The following is a 23,665-nucleotide window of genomic DNA, read 5'->3' on the forward strand; positions in this document are numbered from 1 at the left end:
TAATCCTTGAAAATAAAAACTGCGGTTAGTGTATGTGAAAAGTTAATCAAATGAAATATTTGCAAAGTGATCAAAGCCGTCTATCTTTCGTATAACATTAATATTGCTACTAAAAAGAAACCTCTTATGCACATATTGATCACTGGCGCGACTGGCTTAATCGGCGGCTATTTATGCTCCGCATTGAACAAGGACCATAAGCTAACAGTACTTACTCGCAATATAAGTAAAGCAACGCAACAACTTGGACCAAACATTCATTACATTGATGCCCTCACTAGCGTTGATTTTAACGACCTAGATTGTGTTATTAACTTGGCGGGTGAACCCATTGTAAATAAACGTTGGAGTGATAAACAAAAGTGTATTCTGCGTAATAGTCGTATTACACTGACCCAACAAATTAGTAATGCGATAAAGCAATGCCATACACCACCGCATACGTTTATATCAGGCAGTGCTATAGGGTTTTATGGCAGGCAATCCAGCACCCACATTGACGAGCAGTTTGTTGATGTAACACCTGAATTTAGCCACCACCTATGTAATGATTGGGAACAAGCAGCACTGAGTGCTCAGTCAACTGATACCCGCGTATGCTTACTACGTACCGGTATCGTCTTAGCAAATAATAACGGTGCTTTAGCAAAAATGCTGCCCCCCTTTAAACTGGGTTTAGGTGGACCTATTGGCAGTGGTCGCCAAGGTATGTCATGGATACATATTGAGGATATGATTAATCTAATTATCCACATGCTCACGCATTCACAACTCAGTGGTGCAATTAATATGACCGCACCAGCGCCAGTATCAAATGCCGAGTTTAGTCAACATTTAGGGAAAGCATTGAACCGCCCCGCTAAAATTCCAATGCCTGCATGGATACTAAAATTAGCAATGGGTGAAATGGCTGATTTATTACTTTACGGTCAATATGTTCAACCGAAAAAAGCACTTAATAGCCACTATAATTTTAGTTACCCTACATTGGACCTAGCATTAGAAAACCTATTGGGATGATAATAAATAACCATAAGATGAGAATCAAAAAACAATAATTTAATACTACCTTGCTATTTAAACGCTAATAAATAATACTTGCATCACAATTGTAATTATTGACTTAAATCGGTCAATCGAGCTGAGCAAATTATTAATGCTTCATTTACCTACTGTAATTAGCATATCGCTGCTGTTGAATATACTCATCGGCGGCTTTTTTATTACCGTTTATAATTATAAAAAACAACGGTGTTACTTATATTTAGGGGCTTCTTGTGCTGTGTTTGTTGTTGCACAAATTTTTGCTTGTTTACGTATTGTTTTAGACAATACATTTATTACCCACTACCTTGCTGATTTGTGCATAATAATTAGCCCTGTATTGGCAATTATTGGTTTACAAAAAGTGACTCATACTCATAGCCGTACTAGCCGTCATTTTTTAACCTTAATTTTTGTAAGTGCTATTATATTACTCCCTATTTACGCGGTTACCGCTGGGCAAATGGTCACTAGCATTATTATTGCAACGCTCTTTATGTACGCAGCTTATTTAGTACATAAAATGAAATGCGCCGCTCCTATACAGCAAAAAATACTCTCAGCGTGTTTTATTAGCCACAGTATTATTATGTACATACAAAGCATGATGCTAGCAGCCCCGCATATAACAAATACAGTGCTTGATTTTCATCAACCTCTACAAACTATTTTGATCAACCACATTATTTTGGCAACTGCTACAGCCCTAGTATTACCATTTTTATTATTTGTAAATATTGAAGAAAAACTTCAACGCCTTGTCAATCACGACACGTTAACGTGCTTGTTAAATCGTCGTGGTTTTTTTATGCAAGGACAAGCACTGCTAAAACAAGGTGTTGCACATCAACAATCTTTTGCTGTTGTTATGATCGATATAGATCATTTTAAAAGAGTGAATGATAGATATGGTCACAGCACGGGTGATACCGCAATAAAATGGATTGCTCAACATATTATGGCACAGCTGAATGACCACGATATTGCTGCGCGTATTGGTGGTGAAGAGTTTGCCTTATTGCTCCCAGATCAATCGTTATATCAAGCTAAAGAAACTGCACAGCGCTTGTGTGATGCCATAAGGGAACATAGCTTACACTTTAAAGGTAACTCTATTGATTTATCAGTAAGTGTAGGGATCAGTAGCAGTTATGATGCGAATGCATCTATTAAGACACTGTTAGATCAAGCTGACAAGCGTTTATATATTGCAAAAGCTAAAGGCAGAGATCAAGTTGTTATTTGCGACCATCAAGCAGGCCAAATGGTAAACAACACAATGTAAATGCAGCTTTCTTGATTCACTTTTAGAGACTGGATTTACATGCTTAATCAGGCTCCAAAATTAGCATTTCCTATCGCTTTATAGATTATACTAATCTGCGTAGATATGGGGCCTATTTAATGACAAGAAAATTGCGCTATAACTAGGGCGTGTTGACCTTTGTGGATTGAAATTTGTTCAATCTAGGAGCGATTTAATCGCGGCGCGAGGTTTGTAACCTAGCGGGCTCGATAACTGCTCCTGCGTTATTCTACTAGCTCACATCCATGTGAGAATAAGTAAAAACCGAGCAAAGCTTCCGCGTCCTGCTCACGCCCCTTACCTACATCCGTGTAGGTAACAAAGAGTTAATCGCCCCTAGGAAGAACCCTTTGGGCAGCGCATGTTTGGCATTTATCCTGCGTTATCGCCTATTTATGGGGAACAACCACACAGTATAGGCGCTGCCTTGCCTAAATACCAAATAGACTGCTGCAAAATCAATCACGAAAGGTCAACACGCCCTAGGCAAAAATCTTTATATCTAGTTGTTCTAAATAAAAATTTCAACAACGTTATAGCGTGATTTAGTTCGTTAAATTGTTCAAATATTTATGCCGATTGGTATTACCCCAGACAATATGCGTAATCCCTTGCTTTTTGAATATATCAGTAGCTTCAAGACTCAAACTCAATGGCACATCATCCGCTACAAATAACCACACTCGATCAGTCGGGAGCTCAGAGAGCATCTCAAAAATCAGTTGGTTTATAGCTTCTTTTTCACTGAGATTGTATGTTGTTTTATCATGTGAAAATCGCAACGATCCACTGCGATTCAATGAGACTCTAATGGCTGGGTTGTGCGCGCACCAGTTGCGATAACTACCACAATTATCAAGCATTGTGCCTTTAATTACCTCAACTGCGGTCTCTTTTTGAAAAGAAAACAACATAACAAAAAAAATTAACAATACAAAACCTAAATCCATGTAAGGCTGGGTATTTAAAACGCCTGTAGTTAATCCATTTTTTCGTTTTTTTCTCATACTGTATACTCCTGCCTAATACAGCCATTCATTTATTGGTAACTTTATAGTTTTATTATTTATAAACAATGCGCTAATGGTAACTTTTGTATCCCTGCTGTAACTAACTCACTGAGTATTTTTATAAACGGCTCTATAATTCTTTGCGCGACACTTCGGCTTAACCACCAGTGTGAATAACATTTTTAACGAATAACACATGTTTGTGCAAACTTTGAAATACTGTGCGCGGTATCTGACATGCTTTTTACACAGTCTTTTTTATTACTTTTTATATCTATTGCCATTAATGTTTACAGTAAACTTTACATCTGCACTGTTTAGTCACACACTAAATCATCACTAATAAGTTTCTAAAATCAGAATGAAATCATTTATTACACTTTGCACTATTACGCTTATGTTACTTTTAAACGGTTGTGGTAGTGAAGATTCACCAAAAGGTGAAAACAATACACCAGGCAATAGCGCCGCATTATTCTTTGATGTGTTATATAACGAAAAAGATCTTACTAAAGCCAGTAGTATGGCTACGCCAAAAATGGCTAGGATCATGAAGTCCTATGGCACCGCTAAACAATTTGCACGAAACTTAATTAACATGCAATTTGATGAAGTGACGATTGAAGTTGATATGACCAATATGAGCTTGAGAGAGCAATATGGTGACAAAGCAAATATTAACCTCATTTTTACCGGCTATCTTAATGGGAATAAAGTCGATGATATGCGCAGTGTAAAAATGGTACGTAAAAAAGGCAACTGGTACGTTGATAAAATAAATGCAGACCCTTTCGCACGCTAAATCTAAACATAATTGCAAGCCTTGTTTATAACAAGGCACGTACTTTAACTGACTTTGCAGCCTCTAACAAATATCAGGTTACCGAGGTTTGGAATCGAGCGGGCTAAGTAAACCCGCGTCCTACTCACGCCCCTAGAAAGAACCCTTTGGACAGCGCGCCTGTTTGACATTTATACTGCATTATCGCCTATTTATGAGAAACACCACACACCATAGGCGCTGCCTTGCCTAAATACCAAATAGACTGCTGCAAAATCAATCAGTAAAGGTCAACACACCCTAGCTATATTCAGCCTTTGATGATTGCCCACACCCCTAATTCAAAATCCTTTTACATGTATAGCCACACCACCCCATTCGCTAAGTGATTAAAACGCCTAAATATTGAAGCAATATGTTGTGTTTATAAAGTATAAGTAAATGCAATTTTCTCGCATTAAGATACAATGGCGCCACAATCAAAGTTATTAAATATTAGCCCCTAAGCGCTACTTTGTAGACTACGCGAAAAAGAGAACTTAAGATGATCCGAACGGTACACCTCACTCTACCAGCCTTATTATGTAGTATATCAACGTTGTCATTCGCAGCAGACGAGACCGATACAAAAAGTATAGAAAAAATCACTATTGAAGCGTCACCAACAGCGAACAAAGAACCTGTCGGTACCTTCGACTCTCCAGTTTCTAACTTAGAATACGACCCTCGGGTTGATTTACAATCACGCAATATGGCTGAAGCGCAAGCAGATGTGACTATTCGCGGCGGTATTTTTGAAAACACTGGTTTTAGAGTCGGCAGCGCCACTTTATTTGATCCACAGTCAGGCCATTACTTTGCTGAAATTCCTATTGCGCCACAGATGTTAACGAGCCCTAAAGTCATAACAGGGGTAGATAACGCACTTTATGGTGTCAATAGTTCAGTCGGAACGGTCTCTTTTGGTTGGAAGCCAATTAACACAGGAGGTAGTGTATCGCTTGGTGCTGGTAATAATGATTTTAATCGACAAAGCTTACATGGCGCTGTTAGCCTACCGCTAGAGGGAGTTAATGAGTGGCGTGTGGGAGTTGAAGGTGAGTTTTCTCACTCTCAAAGCGATGGCTCAATTGATAATGGCGATCATGACTTTAGCCGCGCATCAACACGTGTACAATTAACCGGCCCTCAATCACAAACCGACCTGTTCTTTGGCTATCAAGAAAAGTTTTTTGGCTGGCCAAATATGTATACGCCATTTAATGTAAATGAAACCGAAGATCTTGAAACCCGCTTAGTGATGCTAAACCATCAGCAAGAATACGCAGCCGACAGTGAGTTTGAAATATCTGCATATTATCGTAAACATAACGACCATTATGTTTTTTCACGTGAAAACCCATCTATGTTTGAGGCGTTTCATGAGAGCGAAGTAAAATCACTGGCGCTCTCAGGTCGTCATGCTCGCAATGATTCATTCGCGCTCAATTACTCTGCGCAGTATATTGAAGATTCGATTGAATCAACGACTTTAGAAAATAACTTTACGTCGCGCAGTTACTATAAGGTCAGTATTTTACCTGAATATAAAGTAACACTTGAAACTAATCAAAGCATTACTATGCGCCTTGGTGCCACTTTTGACGATACAAATAGAGACGATTCTGACATTTCACTCATTGGTGATGTTACTTGGAATACAGTAACCCAAGATGGTACTGAACGAGCACTTTATTTATCGTACGCACAAGCAAGCCAAGTGGCTGGTTATACTGCCATTGGCGGTAGTGACTCTGGAGGCTTATTTAGAAGTAACTATTCGCTTGAACGTGAAGTAACTAAAAACCTAGAACTAGGCTTACTTTTTGAGCAGCAAAATTGGGTGTTTAACTCTGCCCTCTTTTATCGCCAAGATGAAAATTTAACCGATTGGACCTACAGTTTAAATTCAACATCAGCCCGCTTTGCAAACCCGGTTGATATTGATACATCTGGCGTTGAATTTTTTGCCACTAAACATTTTGATACCGCAGAAGTTATTGCAAGCTACACCTTCTTAAATAAATCAGAAGATTATGGCGTTGCAGACATAGATGCCAGTTTTTACGCATTAAACTACCCTGATCACAGGCTAACCCTTGGCGCGATTTGGACCCCAAGCGATTTACTTGAGTTTCGCATTGATAATGAATGGCGTAAACAACACGAAAACACGCTTAGAAATGGTGATGATGACGCGTTATTTACGCACCTAACCTTAAAAATAACGCCACATCAATTTGAAAACTTTTTTATTACGCTTGCAGCGGATAACGTGTGGGGCGAATCATTTGAAGAGATCCCAGGCACCCCAGGACGTGGTGAACAATATACACTCAGTGCAACCTACAGCTGGTAACAGCATATAAAGCCTTCGCAAAGGAGGCTTTAGTTCCTATACCCAAACCATCTCAAGATGCTGTTTCAGTAGGAATTTAAAGCGATTTAGGCAAGGTATTGATTGCAAGCAATAGTGATTTTATTATTAAAATCAATCCCTTATAAAATTAGCGCAGTATAAATCGCTTTAAAACCAACCCGTTGGGCGTTTCACAGGGACTTACTCTCATCGTTGTTACTTCTTAAAAAGGATGGCCATTGTTGCAAAGTAACGCCTTGATATTAAGCTCCTGTGAAACGCTGAATTCTGCATCTTGAGGTGGCTTGGGTATATAACCTAAGCAAAAACGCCCTATAAACATTCTTCAAACCAATGACGCGTAAAAAATGTGTGTATAAATTTTACGTTAGGTCAGCTCTTCTAGCTCTGTGATCAACGCTAAAGCATGTGCGTTACTGGTACCGCAAACATCCAAAGTAGCACTAAAATCACTGCACACTTTAGGGCGACTTTCATCGCCAAATAGTTTGCATAAATTGCCTTCATCCAGCTGAATACAACGTTCTCCGGCCTTTTTACCATTAGGCATGCCGGGAATTGGCGAGCTGATACTTGGCGCAATACAGCACGCACCACACCCTAAACGACACGTCATTGTTAATGTATTCATACTTGCCCTTTTTGTACCTTACTTATCTACTTTGTTAACTGTGTAATGACTTGTTACATCTTCATACGGTTTTAAAATATTTTATTCTCTATAATTACTCTGTCACCTAATTATGAGGAAAGCCCTGTGGCTACTAAAAAACAAATTATTCTACCTATCGCGGTACTGGTTGGCGGGATTGCACTTGCTGCAGGCTTCTCTTCAATGAAGAAACCACCAGAAGAAAAACCAGCAGTTGATACTCGCCCGTTAGTATCAACAACGGCTGTCCACCTTGACCCAATAAACTTGGATGTAAAATCCTATGGTGTAGTAAAAGCAAAAGATCACACCATGCTAGTTGCCCAAGTAAGTGGGCAAGTTGTATTTGTCTCTGAGCAATTTGTTCAAGGCGGATTCGTCAAACAGGGCGATATTCTAGCACGAATTGATCCAAATGATTATGAAGCTGCATTGATTGAAGCACAGGCTGGCATGGCACAAGCAAGCGCTGATTTAGAAATTGAACGTGCTCAAGCACATGTAGCACAAGCTGAGTGGGATCGCATCAAAGATAATTCAAGCCAAGTAATTCCATCGCAGTTGTATTTACGTAAGCCACAACTAGCAGAAAAACTAGCCCGCTATCGTGCGGCGCAAGCCTCTGAAAAACGAGCTAAACGTAATTTAGAGCGTACATATATCAAAGCCCCTTATGATGCAATTATTGCAGCGCGTGATATTAGTTTAGGCAGCGTGGTCAATCCAGGTAATAAATTTGGTGAATTAAGCTCAACTTCCATTGCAGAAATACGCCTTCCAGTTGCAGACAAAGAACTGCAATATTTGATTAATGGTGGTATTGGCGCCACAGTCACTCTTAGTGCTGATTTTGCAGGGAAACCAACGCAATGGCAGGCAAAAGTAGTTCGCAGTGAAGGCGTGATTGATCAAAAAAGCCGCATGAGCTATTTAGTCGCACAAATTGCAACCCCATATGCTAGTGAGCAACCTTTGCGTTTTGGCTCTTACATTAATGCGACTATTTCAGGGCGTGAATTAAACAATGCGATTGTTGTACCGCACCATTTAGTAAAGGACGGCAAAATTGTCGTACTCAACGATGATTTAACATTATCATTCAAAACAATTGATATAGTTAGAGAATACAACGGCATGGTGATAGCATCACAAGGCCTAACGGAAGGTCAACAACTAATAACCTCTGCGCTTGAGTACCCAAGTGAAGGTATGCTGGTAAAAATTAATGATGCTGACAAGCCTCTTGGTGCAACCCAACTTGCATTGAAAGAGGAATAAAAAATGACCATTCATAGCGAAAAGGGCTTAATTGCTTGGTTTGCTCGCAACCCTGTTGCGGCCAACCTCTTAATGATTTTTATTCTCGTGGGCGGCATTTTAACGGCGTTTTCTATTCGTAAACAAATGTTTCCGCAGTTTGAAAATAACTGGATCAGCGTGCAAGCGGTGTATCCTGGTGCAGCGCCACAAGAAGTAGAAGAAGGCATTACCATCAAGGTCGAAGAAGCACTTGAAGGCCTTGAAGGTATAAAACGTAAAATCACCTACTCAAACCGCAGTTTTTCTCAAGCATGGATTGAAGTCGCAGAAAAATACGACACCCAAGAAGTACTAGATGAAATAAAGATGCAAGTTGACTCAATCAACACTTTTCCAGCTGAAATGGAACGCCCTGTTGTTCGTCACGATAAGTTTGAGCAAGAAGTAATGATACTCGCTCTGTATGGCGATATGTCGAACCATCAGCTCAAAGAGCTGGGCAATAATATTAAAGATGAACTCCAAGCCCTGCCATTAATAAACCTCGTTGAATTTAACAGTGGCTTAGACTATGAAATAGGCATTGAAGTCAGTCCAGATAAACTACGTGAATATGGCCTAACCTTTAGGGATATTTCAGGGGCTGTACGCGCGTTTTCAGCCAATATGTCAGCGGGGCAAATACGCTCTGAGAATGGCTATATTTCAATGCGGGTTGAAAAACAAGCGTACCGTGGTAATGAATTTGAAAAGCTTCCTCTAATTTTACTCCCTGATGGCGCACAAGTCTTTTTAGGCGACGTTGCGACCATCAACGATGGCTTTGAAGAAGGCTTACAATACTCTAAATACAATGGTAAAAACTCACTCTCATTTGAAGTCAACGCGTCAAAAGATCAAGACATTACTAAAATTGCTAAAGTCCTCAAGCAATACCTTGCAGATAAAGCCGATACATTACCTGCGGGCGTAAAGTTAACCCCTATTGTTGATCTAACTTACTACCTTGAAGGTCGATTAGATATGATGATCGATAACATGGTATGGGGCGGCATTTTGGTTATGGTGGTACTCGCCTTATTTTTACCACTGCGCTTAGCTTTTTGGGTAATGATGGGTTTACCTGTGTCGTTCCTTGGCGCATTTTTGATGATGCCAGTGGGCTTTTTAGATGTCACAATTAACTTAGCATCGCTGTTTGCCTTTATATTAGTGCTAGGAATTGTCGTTGATGACGCGATAGTCGTAGGTGAATCTGCCAGTGCCGAAATAGAAAAGTACGGCCACAGTCTTGATAATGTTGTACGCGGCGTTAAACGCGTTGCTATGCCCGCCACTTTTGGTGTATTAACCACCATTGCAGCTTTTTTACCGCAAACTTTAGCTACAGGCCCAGGTGCTGCGTTTTCTAAAGCCATTGGTGGCGTTATTATTCTATGTTTGATTTTCTCGTTAATTGAGTCAAAACTTATTTTACCTGCGCATATTGCCGCAATGAATCCACGTAAACCAAACCCTAAAAATCCACTGCACCGCTTACGTAACGTAATGGATGGCGGATTAAGACGCTTTGTAGAAAATTATTACACACCGTTTATTAGTCGCTGTATTCATTATCGCTATACCGTTATTATTGGCTTTGTCTGTGTATTAATCGTCAGCGGCGGTATGTTTGCAGGTGGCCTCGTTAAGTTTGTTGCTAACCCTAAAATACCTCATGACTTTCCGCGTATTTCCGTCGAAATGAACTTAGCATCATCAGAGCAAGCAACACTAGAAACTGCGCGTAAAATTGAGCAAGTCATTATAAATGTTGATAATCAGCTTAAAGAACAATATGGCACTGCTATGGTTCGTGATTTATCAGTAAGCTTACGCGGTCGTACTAATGCCAGCATCATGGCGATATTGGTTGAGCCAGACCTACGCCCTATTGATACCTTTGCATTAAGTGCACTTTGGCGTGAACAAATGCCACCTCTGTCTGGTGTTAAAACATTAACCATTCAAGATAGCATTATGAATGGGGGCCGAGATGATGGCGATATTAGCTTCCGTCTTGAAGGTAAAAACGTTGATAAACTTAAAGAAGTTGCCGCAAAACTGAAAGAAAAACTTAATACATTGGAAGGCGTGGGTGATGTAAATGACTCAATGCAAAGTGCAACAGATGAAGTACAACTTGATTTAAAACCACTTGCTTACAGTATGGGATTAACCCTTGCTGATGTTGCTTCCCAAGTAAGCTTTAGCTACTACGGCCTTGAAGCACAGCGCATTCTTCGCGATGGCGAAGAGATTAAGGTGATGATCCGCTACCCTGAAGATGCCCGTAACTCAATCAGCGACATTGACAGTGTACGTATTGTTACGCCAAGTGGCGCGGAAGTACCGCTGGCTGAAGTCGCCGAAGTTAAATTAGTTGATGGTGTGAATAGCATTCGCCGTGAAAACTCTAAACGTACCATTAATGTGTGGGCATCTGTTGATACTGATCAAGTTGAACCGTTTGCCATCGCAGAGCAAATTCGCGATGAATATTTACCTTCATTATTAAAAAGTTACCCCGGTGTACAGAGCAGTGTTGCTGGACGTATTCAAGAAGAGATGGACAGCGTTGCAGAGCAAGTACGTGATTTTGCTTTATCAATGATGATTATTTTTGCACTTTTAGCAATTCCGCTACGATCATACTCGCAGCCATTAATTATTATGTCGGTGATACCGTTTGGTGTCATAGGTGCCATGTTTGGCCACATGGTACTGGGTATGACGATGAGTGGTTTGTCAATTTTCGGTATTATCGCGGTGGCCGGTGTGGTGGTAAATGACTCGCTGGTTATGGTTGATTTTGTAAATAAAGCGCGCGCTGATGGCGTTGCAATTAAAGATGCCGTAACTCAAGCAGGCGCACGACGCTTTAGAGCAATACTACTCACCTCTATCACTACATTTATTGGTGTAATGCCCATCATTATGGAAACCAGTCTACAAGCGAAGATTGTTATTCCGATGGCAGTGTCACTTGCGTTTGGCGTACTGTTTGCCACGGTTATCACTTTAATACTGATCCCATGCCAATACGTGGCGCTAGAAGATGCCAAACGAGTTATTCGTAAATGGCGTGGTAAAGAAGCGCTAGTCGATGGTCAACCTGTTGCAGTAACGCCAACCAATACATAAAATTTAACATCCCAACCAACTAGCCCGCACTGTTTACAGTGCGGGCTTTTTTATATTAATAATCACAACAACCGTGAATTTAGTACATAAAATCAACATTATAATTATTTACTTAGCACACAATCCACGCTACAAATAGACGATAAAACGAACTAAAAACAAATAAGGACGCACATGCTATCAAAACAACTCGTGTTACTTTACTCTTTTTTAATAGTATCCCTCGCATTATTCTCTGGTGCTACAAACGCCAATAATCAACAGCAAAAAATGGATTCTTTTATCCAAAAATACCATGACTTAAAACAGTTTAACGGCAATATTTTAGTGGCAAAACAAGGCAAAGTGATTTTTGAAAAAAGCTATGGTTATGCCAATTTTGAATGGGATATTAAACATACACCCAATACAAAATTTCGTATTGGCTCAATCACTAAGCAATTCACCGCAATGCTGACTTTACAACTAGTACAAGATGGTAAAATAGAGCTAGACAAACCCATCGCCACTTATTTACCCGATTACCGACCAGACACCGCGCAGCAAATTACCGTCAGGCAATTACTTAACCACACCTCTGGGCTTACTAATTACACTCAAGCTAACAACTTTCGCCAGAACTATAGCCGTAATCCGTATAGCGTAGATGAGTTCATTAAACTGCTATGCAGTGATGATTTACTCTTCGAACCCGGCAGTAAATTTCGCTACAGTAACTCAGGGTACTTTTTATTGGGCGCAATTATTGAAAAAGCATCAGGCAAAACGTATCAACAACTTTTGCAAACAAATATTTTAACGCCTCTTGGTATGAGCGACAGTGGTTATGACTCAAGTAGTAATATCATCAAATATCGCGCTAGTGGCTACAACAATAACTTAGATGGTTATACTAATACTGCTTATTTGGATATGTCGATCCCCTATGCGGCAGGCTCTATGTACTCGACTGCTCGTGATTTAGTTAAGTGGGATCAAGCACTTTACACAAATAAACTGCTCAATAATGAGCTAAAAAGTCAAATGTACACCACCTCAACACAACGTAATTACGCACTGGGTTGGGAAGTAAATCAATTAAAGACGCAAAAGTATGGCAAGCCACTAACTCAAATCCAACACGGAGGGGGGATTAATGGTTTTAATGCATTTATTAGTCGTATTGCTGAGGAGCAATTATTGGTGGTTATTTTAAATAATACTGGCGGAGCGCCATTAACTCCGATGGCCGAAGGATTATTAAATATTTATTATGACAAACCCTATAAAATCGCCACAGAAAATGTTGATAGCCAACTATATAATGCTTTACTAGCTGGGGGAGTTGCAGGACTGAAAAGTAAGTATAGTGAGCTAAAAGAGCAAAATAACCCGCTTCGAGAAAGAACCATCAACTACTTTGGTTATGAATTAATGACAATGAAAAAACTTGATGCCGCCATTGCAATCTTTGAACTCAATGCAGCGCAATACCCTGACTCTGCGAACACGCATGACAGTTTAGGAGAAGCTTATTTAACTGCAAATAAGCCAACACTCGCATTAAGGAGCTATCAAACTGCACTTGCATTGAACCCTGAGAGTGAAAGTGCAAAAAAAGCCATCAAACAACTGCTATTAAAATAAACGAAAAAAGAAACTGCCGATAAATTTATTATCCAAAGATCACGTAATTAGGGTGTACTTGTTGCTTTAGTTTACCAATACACTGGTGTCAAGTATCCCCTTCTCAACAAGCTGTTTTAGTGTTTCGTGTGCTTTTTGTCTGCATACATCACGCAACAACCGCACTGCGGGCGTAATTGATTGCCGACTTGGGCAAATTAGCCACAGCTCGCCGCAGGTATGTTGATAATCAGGCATAACTGTAACGACCCTGTCATTAAGCAGGTCATCTGCAATATCCAGCGCCGATTTTACAGCAAGTCCTTTACCGCCAACACACCAACGCCTAACTAAATCACCATCGTTTGAAGCTCGCCTTCCCTGCATTTTTACTTTGTATTTATTTTCGCCATCGGTAAATTCCCAAACATTATTGATAATGTCTTGTAGCTGATAAAACAGTCCTTGATGCTGTTCAAGATCATCGGGATGTATGGGGTTAGTGTGCTCAGCAAGATACTCTTTGGTTGCACACAATAAACGCGGCACCGTACAAATTTTAAATCCATACACGTTAGCATCATTAGGCGAGCCATAGCGAAGCGCTATATCAACTGAATCACGATAAAAATCTATGTTACTGTCACTTATGTGAGTACGTAAACTCACTTTAGGGTAGTTGTCCATTATTTCATCTATCCAAGGGATCACTAAATTTCGACCAAGATCAGATGACAATGCAACCCTCAGCTCGCCTTCAATTTCATCGTGTTCACCTTTAATGTTTTGCTTTGCCTGCTCAAGTATTGTCAGCGCTTGCTCACACTGCACAATGTACCGCTCGCCTGCACTTGAAAGCCTTAGGTGACGTGTAGTACGTACAAATAATTCACAGCCTAATGCTGATTCTACTCGTTTAATTGCTGCACTGGCAGTGGCTGTACGCATATCTAGTTTTGCTGCGGCGCGCGTAATACTTCTAAACTCCGCTACTTTCAAAATCAGTTTTAAATCTTCAATCTGCATATTATCTATTTTTATTTGATAATGATTCAATCATTATGGTGTTTATCTAAAGCAAAGCAAGGATTACTATGCATGTATAGAATAAACCTAGCTTAGATACATTCATTCGTAGGAGTTAAAGTGGCACAACTGACCATTGTGGCAAATATTATTGCCAAACCTGAACACATTGATTTAGTAAAAGTGCAATTAATAAAGCTTATTGAAACAACACGCGCTGAGCAAGGCTGTATCAATTACGACTTACATCAAAATAATGATAACCCCGCTCATTTTATGTTTTATGAAAACTGGCAAACCCGCCAATTATGGCAAGCACATATGAACAACCAACACCTTCAAGACTATGTTGAAGCTGTTGATGGTGCAATTGAGTCATTTACACTTAATGAAATGACGATTATTAAGTAATCAAGGTTTAGCTAATTTAAACTATTCGCTACAGGAAAAAATATGACACACCCAATTATTAATGACTTAAATACTCGTTACACAACAAAAAAATACGATGCAACCAAACGTGTTGCTGCTGACGATTTAGCCGTATTATATGAAGCAATGCGCCTATCACCTTCATCTATCAATTCGCAGCCGTGGAAATTTATTGTGATTGAATCAGATCATGCTAAACAACGTATGCATGACACTTTTGAAAACAAATTTCAGTTTAATCAGCCGCATGTTAAAACAGCCTCGCATATTATTTTATTTGCCCACAACCCTAAATACAGCCGTGAAGATTACGCCAGAGTTATTGATGCGGATATTAAAAATGGTCGTACACCAGCAGAGAACCGTGAACAAGCATTTGGCGCTTACGCATTTGTTGACCTTAACACCGATGAAAATGGCAATAACGAAGCATGGACAAAAGCACAAACATATATTGCACTGGGTAACACAATGCATACCGCGGCGCGCTTAGGGATTGACTCAACACCAATGGAAGGCGTAGATCCACATCTTATTAGCCAAATATTTGCAGATGAACTCGACGGATACATTTGTGATGTTGCACTTGCTATTGGCTATCATGAAACGGTAACCGACTATAATGCTAAATTACCAAAATCACGTTTGGGCCAAGAGCACGTGATCAGCATTTTATAGCTTATAAATACACATCACTATAATTCCAAAATAAAATGCACAAAAATAACAATTGTGCATTTTTAATCTTATTCGTAATAACCGTTAATTTGTGTTTTAAGATAAAATAGCCCTTAAAAAATTGATACGTTATCCACCCTATCTACCTTACATTTGAAGTCAACCTCACCAGCAAATTGCGCAAAAAAACGCTCAAATCCAGCTGATAATTCAACCCTAATATGATATTTAAATTCAAGTCACTTTGAAAAATGGTTGAATTTGTAGTATTTTTGTACCGCTTTTACATTTCACCTTGATTACCCAACAATAATGAAAGGGAAGACAAGCTAAGTGGCACTCAGCGATTAGGCTGAGTGGTTAGGCTGAGTGGTTAGGCTCAATACTAATCAATTAAAAGGAATTATCATGAACAACATAAATAAAATATGTGTGCTTTGTATTACTTTTCTAAGTTTTACATTTAGCATACAAGCAAAGCCCCTACTTTCACCCTACCCAAATGCAAAGTTGCAGAATTCAGTTATTTTAGCAGGCGAAGAAACTCGCCTTGTTACAAAATTTGTGCCTAAAGAAAAACGACCTCAACAATTTGAATATCAAAAATTTATTGGAGATACCGGACATTACTCTTATACGATAAAAAATGTTGCTTCGTTAAAGGTAACAAAAAATTATGAAAGTGCGTTAAGTGATGCTGGTTTTAAAGTGGTTTATACATGTTCTTTAAGTGATTGTTATTCAGGAGATAGACATGTACAAAGAAAATTATTAGCTGACAAGTCTAGCTACTTTAACTCTGGTAATCAATTCCAACAACCTCACTATATTTTCGCCACAAAAGGGGATGAGTCCCTCGATGCTGCTATTTCGTTATTTGTTGGTCAGTATAAAAATACGACGCGAGTATTATTAACCACAGTGGATATAAAAGACATTGAATCAGGACTTGTCACTGCCAATTTTGACGCATTTACCAAACACAATAATAAACAGATAACCAAGGCACCACGTAAAGATAAAGGAGGCTCAGCAGACCATCCATTAATAAGTCGCTACCCTAGTAGTTATATTGAAGATTATAAACAGGTTGATTATGAAGAATTCAGCATTCCTGTTGGTATTGTTGATACAAAAACAAACACACTCCCAATGCTAGACGTTACCGGAGACTTAACCAAAATTACTTATATCGTAAACAGGGTGTCAACGCTAAAAATTTATCATAATTATCTAAGTGCTTTAGTTAAAGCAGGGTTTGAAACGGTATTCTCTTGTCAAAAAAATACATGCAGTGGTAACACCAGAGATAGGTTAATCGATGAGGATTTACAAAAGTTAGGTGATAAGCTCGCTGTAAAACAAGCTTATAATTACTGGCGCCAACCTCGATACCAAGTTATGAAAAGTACTGTTGATGGCCAAACTACCTATGTAGCTTTTTTTATAGGTAACTTTGAAGGCGATTCTCGTATTCAGCTTGTAGTGATGCAGAGCGAGCCATTATTAACTGGGTTAATAGAGACAAATAGCGATAAAGTGTTAGAGCAACTTAAGCAAAAAGGTAAAGCCTCAATCTATGGGGTGTTATTTGACTACGATAAAGCGGGCATAAAGCCTGAATCTAAACAATCATTGGATGTCATTGCGCAAGTTTTAGAAAAAAATAAGGCATTGAGTTTGTATGTTGTTGGTCACACAGATGATAAAGGCTCTGCTGAATATAATTTAGAGCTTTCTAAACGTCGGGCTGATGCTGTTGTTAACGCTTTAATTACTAACTATGGTATCGCTGAAAAAAGATTAATTTCACAAGGTGTTGGGCCCTATTCCCCTGTAGCAACTAACAAAAATGAATTAGGCCGCGAACTTAATCGACGTGTTGAGTTAGTGGAACAAATGTCGGATTCAAAATAATTAACCTCTGCGCTACTACGGTATGGTTAATGTTTAATACATTCTGCATAAGTTAGATGAATAAGTGGCTTATTTCCCTAATAAGCCACTCTTTGTGCAACTGGTTAAGCATAAAACAGTTAATACCAATCTTAGAGCTGCGCGAGGTAAACTCCCTCCTACGATACATGCATAAAGATCTAAACCTGCCGTAGGCGGGGCTTTATGCCGCGCATGATTTACTAATATTCACAAAAGAAGGTACTACTCTAAATACGTTATTATTTTAGCGTTTTTAACGAGTGTGTTTTCAAGCCTTGCACTGATCTTCACTTTTGCTCCATTAACTAAACATAAATTGGGCGCTACATGACCAATATCTGCATCTATTATTACTGGAAATAAACGATCACTGAGTGCAAGTTCCAGCGCTTGGTAATAATCAATATCTTGCTCTTTTGTACTTATAACCGCACTTCGACCAATAATTAAGCCATTAATAAGACCAAATATATCATTTAGCTTAAGTGAAATAATAAACCTTAATACAGCTGCCGGCTGAAGCTCTGCATTTTCTAGATACAAGACCAAACCATGCGGCGCGAACTGCTTTTTAAATTCATGTAGTGATAAAAAAGGTGACGTAAGCAATAAACCTAATGTATCCAAACAGCCACCAAATAGTCGCCCAGAAAGCTCAACATCACGGTTGTCTTTTACATTGAGACAACGCCATTGGCTAGGCTTTGACAGTGAAAATAACGCATCCGGTGATTGTGCATAATTAATTGCATCACCTTGATAAAAGGCCGCAGGGGTTTGAGTAAACTCATTGCCCGCTTCAAGCTCAAGCGTTTTAAATACTTGTAAGCAATGAGTATCTTGTTCGTCTGGATGTAATTGCATTAAATTTGTACAGTGCAATGTGGCCCAACCGCATTTCGCTGTTATTACACAAGCAAGTGTACTTATATCAGAGAACCCAACCAGCCATTTAGGGCGAGACTTTTTAATCACATTAAAATCAAGGTGTGGAAGTATTTCCATAGCAAGCTCACCACCCCAAGGTGGCATAATTGCGGCAATGCTATCATCAGTCAAAAAAGTCATTAACTCATCTGCACGTTGCTTTGCAGAGCAATTTTTTTGCCTTAAACACTCCCCTTCTATTACTTCGTAGCCGCGCAGTGTTAAACCATTCAATACAATATCAAGGCGTTTATGGAAAGGGCTTTCTACACTAGAAGAAAACGCACAGATTGCAATTTTATCGCCACTTTGTAATGCTGTAGGGAAAATAACCTTTTCCATAAAAAACCTAAAGTATAAGAAACAATTACTTCTAACGTACCTAGTTTATTAATGAATGTCGAGGTTAGCATAGGCATAAAAAAACCGATGCTTATTGCTAAGCATCGGTTTTTAATAAAACGTGAAAGTCAGTAAAGTAATTAAACGTACTCAACCTCAAGGATTTCGTATTCCACGTCGCCTTTCGGGGTTTTAATGATCACAGCATCATCAGCTTGTTTACCAATTAAACCACGGGCAATCGGTGAATTTACCGAAATACGGTTATCTTTAATACTCGCTTCATCATCACCAACTATTTGGTATTTAACTTCAGCGTCAGTATCAACATTAACGATTGTTACTGTCGTACCAAAAATAACTTTACCTGTATTTGGTAACTTAGTTACATCAATGATTTGTACATTTGAAAGCTTTGCTTCAATCTCTTGAATACGGCCTTCACAAAAACCCTGCTGTTCACGCGCTGCGTGATATTCAGCGTTTTCTTTTAAGTCACCATGTTCACGTGCCACTGCAATATCAGCAACAATTTTTGGACGGGTAACTGTTTTTAATTCGTTAAGTTCTTTGCGCATTAAATCTGCGCCACGAACTGTCATCGGAATTGTTTGCATACTTTTCTCACTTAATCCCAAGGCCGATTAAGGCCTTGGCACATTTCCTTAGTTCAATCGCTGGTGTAGTTCTTGAACTGACGTCACTTTGCTGCGGTCGTCTGCTTGGTTAGCAGTACAGTTAGCAAATGCCGCATTCAAGGTCGTAGTATAGTTAGTCTTGTGTTGCAATGCACCACGACGTAACACCTTCGAATCTTCGATCGCTTGGCGACCTTCGGTAGTATTAACGATATAGCTATACTCGCCATTTTTGATTCTATCAAGAATATGCGGGCGACCTTCAAATACTTTGTTTACACGGCGTACCGCAATACCAGCATCTTCAAGTGCAGCAGCTGTTCCACCGGTTGCATCTAGTTCAAAACCAAGATCTGTCATGGTTTTAGCTAGCTCTACAATACGTGGTTTATCGCTATTACGCACAGATAGTAACGCGCGACCACCGCGTGGTAAAGTATTGCTTGCACCTAATTGCGCTTTTGCAAAAGCTTCAGCGAACGTATCGCCTACACCCATCACTTCACCAGTAGAACGCATTTCAGGGCCACGGATTGGATCCACGCCTTGGAACTTAGCAAATGGTAATACCACTTCTTTTACACTGTAGTAAGGTGGAATAACTTCTTTAGTAATACCTTGGCTTGCTAAAGATTGACCTGCCATACAACGCGCCGCTACTTTAGCAAGTGCAACCCCCGTCGCTTTAGAAACAAACGGTACTGTACGTGCTGCACGTGGGTTAACTTCGATTAAATATACTTTGTCTTCTTTTACAGCAAACTGTGTATTCATCAAGCCAACTACACCAAGCTCAAGTGCCATATCAGTCACTTGCTTGCGCATTACGTCTTGTACTTCTTGTGATAACGAATGTGCTGGTAATGAACAGGCTGAGTCACCTGAGTGAACACCGGCCTGCTCAATGTGTTCCATGATGCCGCCGATAATCACTTGCTCACCGTCGCAAATTGCGTCAACGTCAACTTCAATCGCATTATCTAAGAAACGGTCAAGCAATACTGGCGCTTCATTTGATGCTTGTACAGCTTCGGTCATATAACGACGTAAGTCTTGCTCGTCATACACGATTTCCATCGCACGGCCACCAAGTACATACGAAGGACGTACTACTAATGGAAAACCAATTTCAGCTGATTTTAAAATCGCTTCTTCTGTTGAAGTCACTGTTGCATTTTCAGGCTGAAGAAGGTTTAAACGCTCAACTAATTGTTGGAAACGCTCTCGGTCTTCTGCACGGTCAATCGCATCTGGCGAAGTACCAATTACTGGCACACCGTTCGCTTCAAGTTCACGAGCAAGTTTAAGTGGCGTTTGACCACCGTATTGCACGATTACACCAACTGGCTTTTCAACACGTACGATTTCTAGCACGTCTTCAAGGGTAATTGGTTCAAAGTATAAACGGTCTGAAGTATCGTAGTCGGTAGAAACCGTTTCAGGGTTACAGTTAACCATGATAGTCTCAAAACCATCTTCACGTAATGCAAGCGCTGCGTGAACACAACAGTAATCAAACTCGATACCTTGACCTATACGGTTAGGACCGCCACCAATAACCATGATTTTATCACGATCAGTTGGGTTCGCTTCACACTCTTCATCGTACGTTGAATACATGTAAGCGGTATCAGAGCTAAATTCAGCAGCACACGTATCAACGCGCTTGTATACTGGCAAGATGTTTAATAAATGACGCTTCTTACGAATCTCAGCTTCAGATACACCGGCAATTTCAGCAATTCGCGGGTCAGCAAAACCTTTACGCTTTAACTTACGTAGGAAGTCAGCATTTAAACCAGCCATACCTACATCGCTAATTTTTGCTTCGTCTTTTAAAATGTCTTCAATTTGTACTAAGAACCAGCGGTTGACTTTAGTCAATTCGTAAACATCTTCAACACTCATACCATGACGCATTGCATCGGCGATGTACCAAATACGCTCTGCACCTGGTTCACGTAGTTCACGGATGATTTTTTCTTTCGCTTTAGGGTCATCAAGTGCCACAATTGGGTTAAAACCCGTTGCGCCTACTTCAAGACCGCGTAATGCTTTTTGTAACGACTCTTGTTGGTTACGACCAATCGCCATTACTTCGCCTACAGATTTCATTTGCGTCGTTAAACGATCGTTTGCACCGGCAAATTTTTCAAAGTTAAAGCGAGGAATTTTTGTTACGACGTAATCAATCGATGGTTCAAATGACGCAGGTGTTTTACCACCAGTAATATCATTTTGTAATTCATCAAGCGTGTAGCCAATCGCAAGCTTAGCCGCGATTTTAGCAATCGGGAAACCTGTTGCTTTTGACGCTAGTGCAGATGAGCGTGATACACGAGGATTCATCTCGATGATAACCATACGGCCATCTTCAGGATTAATACCAAACTGTACGTTTGAACCACCTGTTTCAACACCAATTTCACGAAGAACCGCCATAGAAGCGTTACGCATTAATTGGTATTCTTTATCGGTTAATGTTTGTGCTGGTGCAACAGTGATCGAGTCACCTGTATGCACGCCCATAGGGTCAAAGTTTTCAATGGTACACACGATAATACAGTTGTCGTTTTTATCGCGAACAACTTCTGTTTCGTATTCTTTCCAACCAATGAGTGATTCATCAATCAGTAATTCGTTAGTTGGCGAAAGGTCTAAACCGCGCTCACAAATTTCTTCAAACTCTTCTAAGTTATACGCTACACCGCCGCCGGTGCCGCCCATAGTGAAAGAAGGTCGAATAATACACGGTAAGCCAATACGCTTGATGATGTCTTTTGCTTCATCCATTGAATGAGCGATTTCAGCACGTGGGCATTCTAAGCCGATGCTTTTCATTGCCACATCAAAACGTTCGCGGTTTTCTGCTTTGTCGATTGCATCAGCCGTTGCGCCAATTAGCTCAACACCGTGTTTAGCTAAAACACCATGCTTGTCTAATTCTAGTGCACAGTTTAATGCTGTTTGGCCACCCATAGTAGGCAGTACTGCATCAGGCTTTTCTTTTTCAATAATTTTTTCTACAACTTCCCAGTGAATTGGCTCGATGTACGTCGCATCAGCCATATCAGGATCAGTCATAATTGTTGCAGGGTTTGAGTTAACTAAAATAACTCGATAGCCTTCTTCTCTGAGTGCTTTACACGCTTGAGCACCAGAGTAGTCAAATTCACAGGCTTGGCCGATTACAATCGGGCCAGCGCCTAGGATAAGAATGCTTTTTATGTCGGTACGTTTTGGCATTGTTACTCCGGTCTAATTAGTTGTTACGCGCTTGCATCAAATCGATGAAGTGGTCAAATAATGGGGCTGCATCGTGTGGGCCTGGGCTTGCTTCTGGGTGACCTTGGAAGCTAAACGCTGGTTTATCGGTGCGATGGATACCTTGCAACGTACCGTCAAATAACGACTTATGCGTAGCACGAAGGTTATCTGGTAACGTTGTTTCATCAGCAGCAAAACCATGATTTTGCGCTGTGATCATCACAACACCACGGTCTAAGTCTTTCACTGGGTGGTTACCACCGTGATGACCAAACTTCATTTTCACTGTTTTTGCACCCGAGGCAAGAGCTAGCAATTGGTGACCTAAACAGATACCAAAAATAGGTGTTTCAGTTTCTAAGAAGGTTTTAATTGCATCGATGGCGTATGTACACGGTTCTGGATCGCCCGGGCCATTCGATAAGAAGATACCATCTGGGTTTAGTGCTAACACGTCAGCTGCCGAGGTTTGTGCAGGTACAACGGTTAATTTACAACCACGATCTACAAGCATACGTAAAATATTACGCTTTACACCGAAGTCATAAGCAACAACATGAAACTTTTCATCGGCTGCGTTTAGAGTTTTGAACCCTTCGCCTAATGTCCAGCTTGATTCACGCCACTCAAAGTTTTCCTTGGTTGAGACTACTTTCGCTAAATCCATACCTTTTAAGCCTGGGAAGGCTTGCGCAGCTGCGAGCGCTTGGTTTTCGTCTACTTCGTCACCGGCAACAATACAACCGTTTTGAGCGCCTTTATCGCGCAAAATACGAGTCAGTTTACGGGTGTCGATATCTGCAATACCTAAGATATTACGTTCTTTTAAATAATCATCTAACGATTGCTCGTTACGAAAATTACTTGCTAGCAGTGGCAAATCACGGATCACAAGGCCTTTAGCCCAAATGTGACTCGCTTCTTCGTCTTCGCTGTTAGTACCCGTATTACCGATATGTGGGTACGTCAAAGTTACGATTTGTTCCGCGTATGAAGGGTCAGTCAGAATTTCCTGATAACCAGTCATAGACGTATTGAATACTACTTCACCGACAGACATGCCGTCGGCGCCGATTGCAGTACCGCGAAACACTGTGCCGTCTTCTAGAACTAACAGAGCGGATTTAGTCAAGTTAACCTCCTAACAGTAAAAAACG

17 protein-coding genes are annotated in these 23,665 nt (G+C 40.2%); 10 read left to right on the forward strand and 7 right to left on the reverse strand.

Features of this window, described 5'->3' with window-relative positions; genetic code table 11:
* Nucleotides 1-126: 126 nt before the first annotated feature.
* Together A7967_RS16820 and A7967_RS16825 are read left to right on the forward strand one after the other, a co-directional pair.
* Nucleotides 127-1,020 (forward strand): TIGR01777 family oxidoreductase, encoded by an 894-nt coding sequence (locus A7967_RS16820; RefSeq protein ID WP_054206247.1) that lies wholly within the window; start codon nucleotides 127-129, stop codon nucleotides 1,018-1,020.
* A gap of 136 nt (nucleotides 1,021-1,156) precedes the next feature.
* Complete coding sequence (locus tag A7967_RS16825; protein ID WP_054206246.1) at nucleotides 1,157-2,329, forward strand: GGDEF domain-containing protein; 1,173 nt, start codon at nucleotides 1,157-1,159, stop codon at nucleotides 2,327-2,329.
* A gap of 566 nt (nucleotides 2,330-2,895) precedes the next feature.
* Here the strand turns inward: A7967_RS16825 and A7967_RS16830 are convergent.
* A complete protein-coding gene (locus A7967_RS16830; RefSeq protein WP_054206245.1) occupies nucleotides 2,896-3,357 on the reverse strand; it encodes an ExbD/TolR family protein in 462 nt (153 codons plus the stop codon).
* A gap of 400 nt (nucleotides 3,358-3,757) precedes the next feature.
* Between A7967_RS16830 and A7967_RS16835 the strand changes: the two genes are divergently transcribed.
* Nucleotides 3,758-4,162, forward strand: coding sequence for a hypothetical protein (locus A7967_RS16835; RefSeq protein ID WP_405631904.1), 405 nt, complete (start codon nucleotides 3,758-3,760; stop codon nucleotides 4,160-4,162).
* 523 nt (nucleotides 4,163-4,685) lie between these two features.
* A complete protein-coding gene (locus tag A7967_RS16840) occupies nucleotides 4,686-6,539 on the forward strand; it encodes a TonB-dependent receptor plug domain-containing protein (RefSeq protein WP_054206243.1) in 1,854 nt (617 codons plus the stop codon).
* A 388-nt stretch (nucleotides 6,540-6,927) separates the two neighbouring features.
* On the opposite strand, the gene A7967_RS16845 is transcribed toward A7967_RS16840, so the two are convergent.
* Entirely contained in the window at nucleotides 6,928-7,191 is a 264-nt protein-coding gene (locus A7967_RS16845) for a YkgJ family cysteine cluster protein (RefSeq protein ID WP_054206242.1), read from the reverse strand.
* 126 nt (nucleotides 7,192-7,317) lie between these two features.
* Between A7967_RS16845 and A7967_RS16850 the strand changes: the two genes are divergently transcribed.
* The 3 genes from A7967_RS16850 to A7967_RS16860 all read left to right on the forward strand — a co-directional run bounded on the left by A7967_RS16850 (nucleotide 7,318) and on the right by A7967_RS16860 (nucleotide 13,281).
* Complete coding sequence (locus A7967_RS16850; RefSeq protein ID WP_054206241.1) at nucleotides 7,318-8,490, forward strand: efflux RND transporter periplasmic adaptor subunit; 1,173 nt, start codon at nucleotides 7,318-7,320, stop codon at nucleotides 8,488-8,490.
* Nucleotides 8,491-8,493: 3 nt separating this feature from the next.
* The gene (locus tag A7967_RS16855; RefSeq protein WP_054206240.1) at nucleotides 8,494-11,655 is read left to right on the forward strand and encodes an efflux RND transporter permease subunit; all 3,162 of its coding nucleotides are present in this window, start codon (nucleotides 8,494-8,496) and stop codon (nucleotides 11,653-11,655) included.
* A gap of 174 nt (nucleotides 11,656-11,829) precedes the next feature.
* A complete protein-coding gene (locus A7967_RS16860) occupies nucleotides 11,830-13,281 on the forward strand; it encodes a serine hydrolase domain-containing protein (RefSeq protein ID WP_054206239.1) in 1,452 nt (483 codons plus the stop codon).
* Nucleotides 13,282-13,347: 66 nt separating this feature from the next.
* On the opposite strand, the gene A7967_RS16865 is transcribed toward A7967_RS16860, so the two are convergent.
* The gene (locus tag A7967_RS16865; protein WP_054206238.1) at nucleotides 13,348-14,286 is read right to left on the reverse strand and encodes a LysR family transcriptional regulator; all 939 of its coding nucleotides are present in this window, start codon (nucleotides 14,284-14,286) and stop codon (nucleotides 13,348-13,350) included.
* 120 nt (nucleotides 14,287-14,406) lie between these two features.
* On the opposite strand from A7967_RS16865, the gene A7967_RS16870 reads away from it, so the two are divergent.
* The 3 genes from A7967_RS16870 (at nucleotide 14,407) to A7967_RS16880 (ending at nucleotide 17,313) form a co-directional block, all read left to right on the forward strand.
* Nucleotides 14,407-14,697, forward strand: a complete 291-nt coding sequence (locus A7967_RS16870; RefSeq protein WP_054206237.1) for a putative quinol monooxygenase — start codon at nucleotides 14,407-14,409, stop codon at nucleotides 14,695-14,697.
* Nucleotides 14,698-14,739: 42 nt separating this feature from the next.
* Nucleotides 14,740-15,396 carry a nitroreductase family protein gene (locus A7967_RS16875; protein ID WP_054206236.1) on the forward strand — a complete coding sequence of 219 codons (657 nt, stop codon included), beginning with the start codon at nucleotides 14,740-14,742 and terminating at the stop codon, nucleotides 15,394-15,396.
* Nucleotides 15,397-15,804: 408 nt separating this feature from the next.
* Nucleotides 15,805-17,313 carry an OmpA family protein gene (locus tag A7967_RS16880; protein WP_054206235.1) on the forward strand — a complete coding sequence of 503 codons (1,509 nt, stop codon included), beginning with the start codon at nucleotides 15,805-15,807 and terminating at the stop codon, nucleotides 17,311-17,313.
* Between the two features lie 243 nt (nucleotides 17,314-17,556).
* Here the strand turns inward: A7967_RS16880 and A7967_RS16885 are convergent, their stop codons facing one another.
* The 4 genes from A7967_RS16885 to carA all read right to left on the reverse strand — a co-directional run bounded on the left by A7967_RS16885 (nucleotide 17,557) and on the right by carA (nucleotide 23,640).
* Nucleotides 17,557-18,603, reverse strand: coding sequence for a S66 family peptidase (locus A7967_RS16885; protein WP_054206234.1), 1,047 nt, complete (start codon nucleotides 18,601-18,603; stop codon nucleotides 17,557-17,559).
* A gap of 140 nt (nucleotides 18,604-18,743) precedes the next feature.
* Nucleotides 18,744-19,220 (reverse strand): transcription elongation factor GreA, encoded by a 477-nt coding sequence (greA, locus tag A7967_RS16890; protein WP_054206233.1) that lies wholly within the window; start codon nucleotides 19,218-19,220, stop codon nucleotides 18,744-18,746.
* Between the two features lie 48 nt (nucleotides 19,221-19,268).
* A complete protein-coding gene (gene carB, locus A7967_RS16895; RefSeq protein ID WP_054206232.1) occupies nucleotides 19,269-22,487 on the reverse strand; it encodes a carbamoyl-phosphate synthase large subunit in 3,219 nt (1,072 codons plus the stop codon).
* A 16-nt stretch (nucleotides 22,488-22,503) separates the two neighbouring features.
* Nucleotides 22,504-23,640: a glutamine-hydrolyzing carbamoyl-phosphate synthase small subunit gene (gene carA / locus A7967_RS16900; RefSeq protein ID WP_054206231.1), complete on the reverse strand. Its 1,137-nt coding sequence runs from the start codon at nucleotides 23,638-23,640 to the stop codon at nucleotides 22,504-22,506.
* Between the last annotated feature and the right edge of the window lie 25 nt (nucleotides 23,641-23,665).

Source organism: Pseudoalteromonas neustonica, assembly GCF_001653135.1.
Taxonomy (GTDB): Bacteria; Pseudomonadota; Gammaproteobacteria; order Enterobacterales; family Alteromonadaceae; genus Pseudoalteromonas; species Pseudoalteromonas neustonica.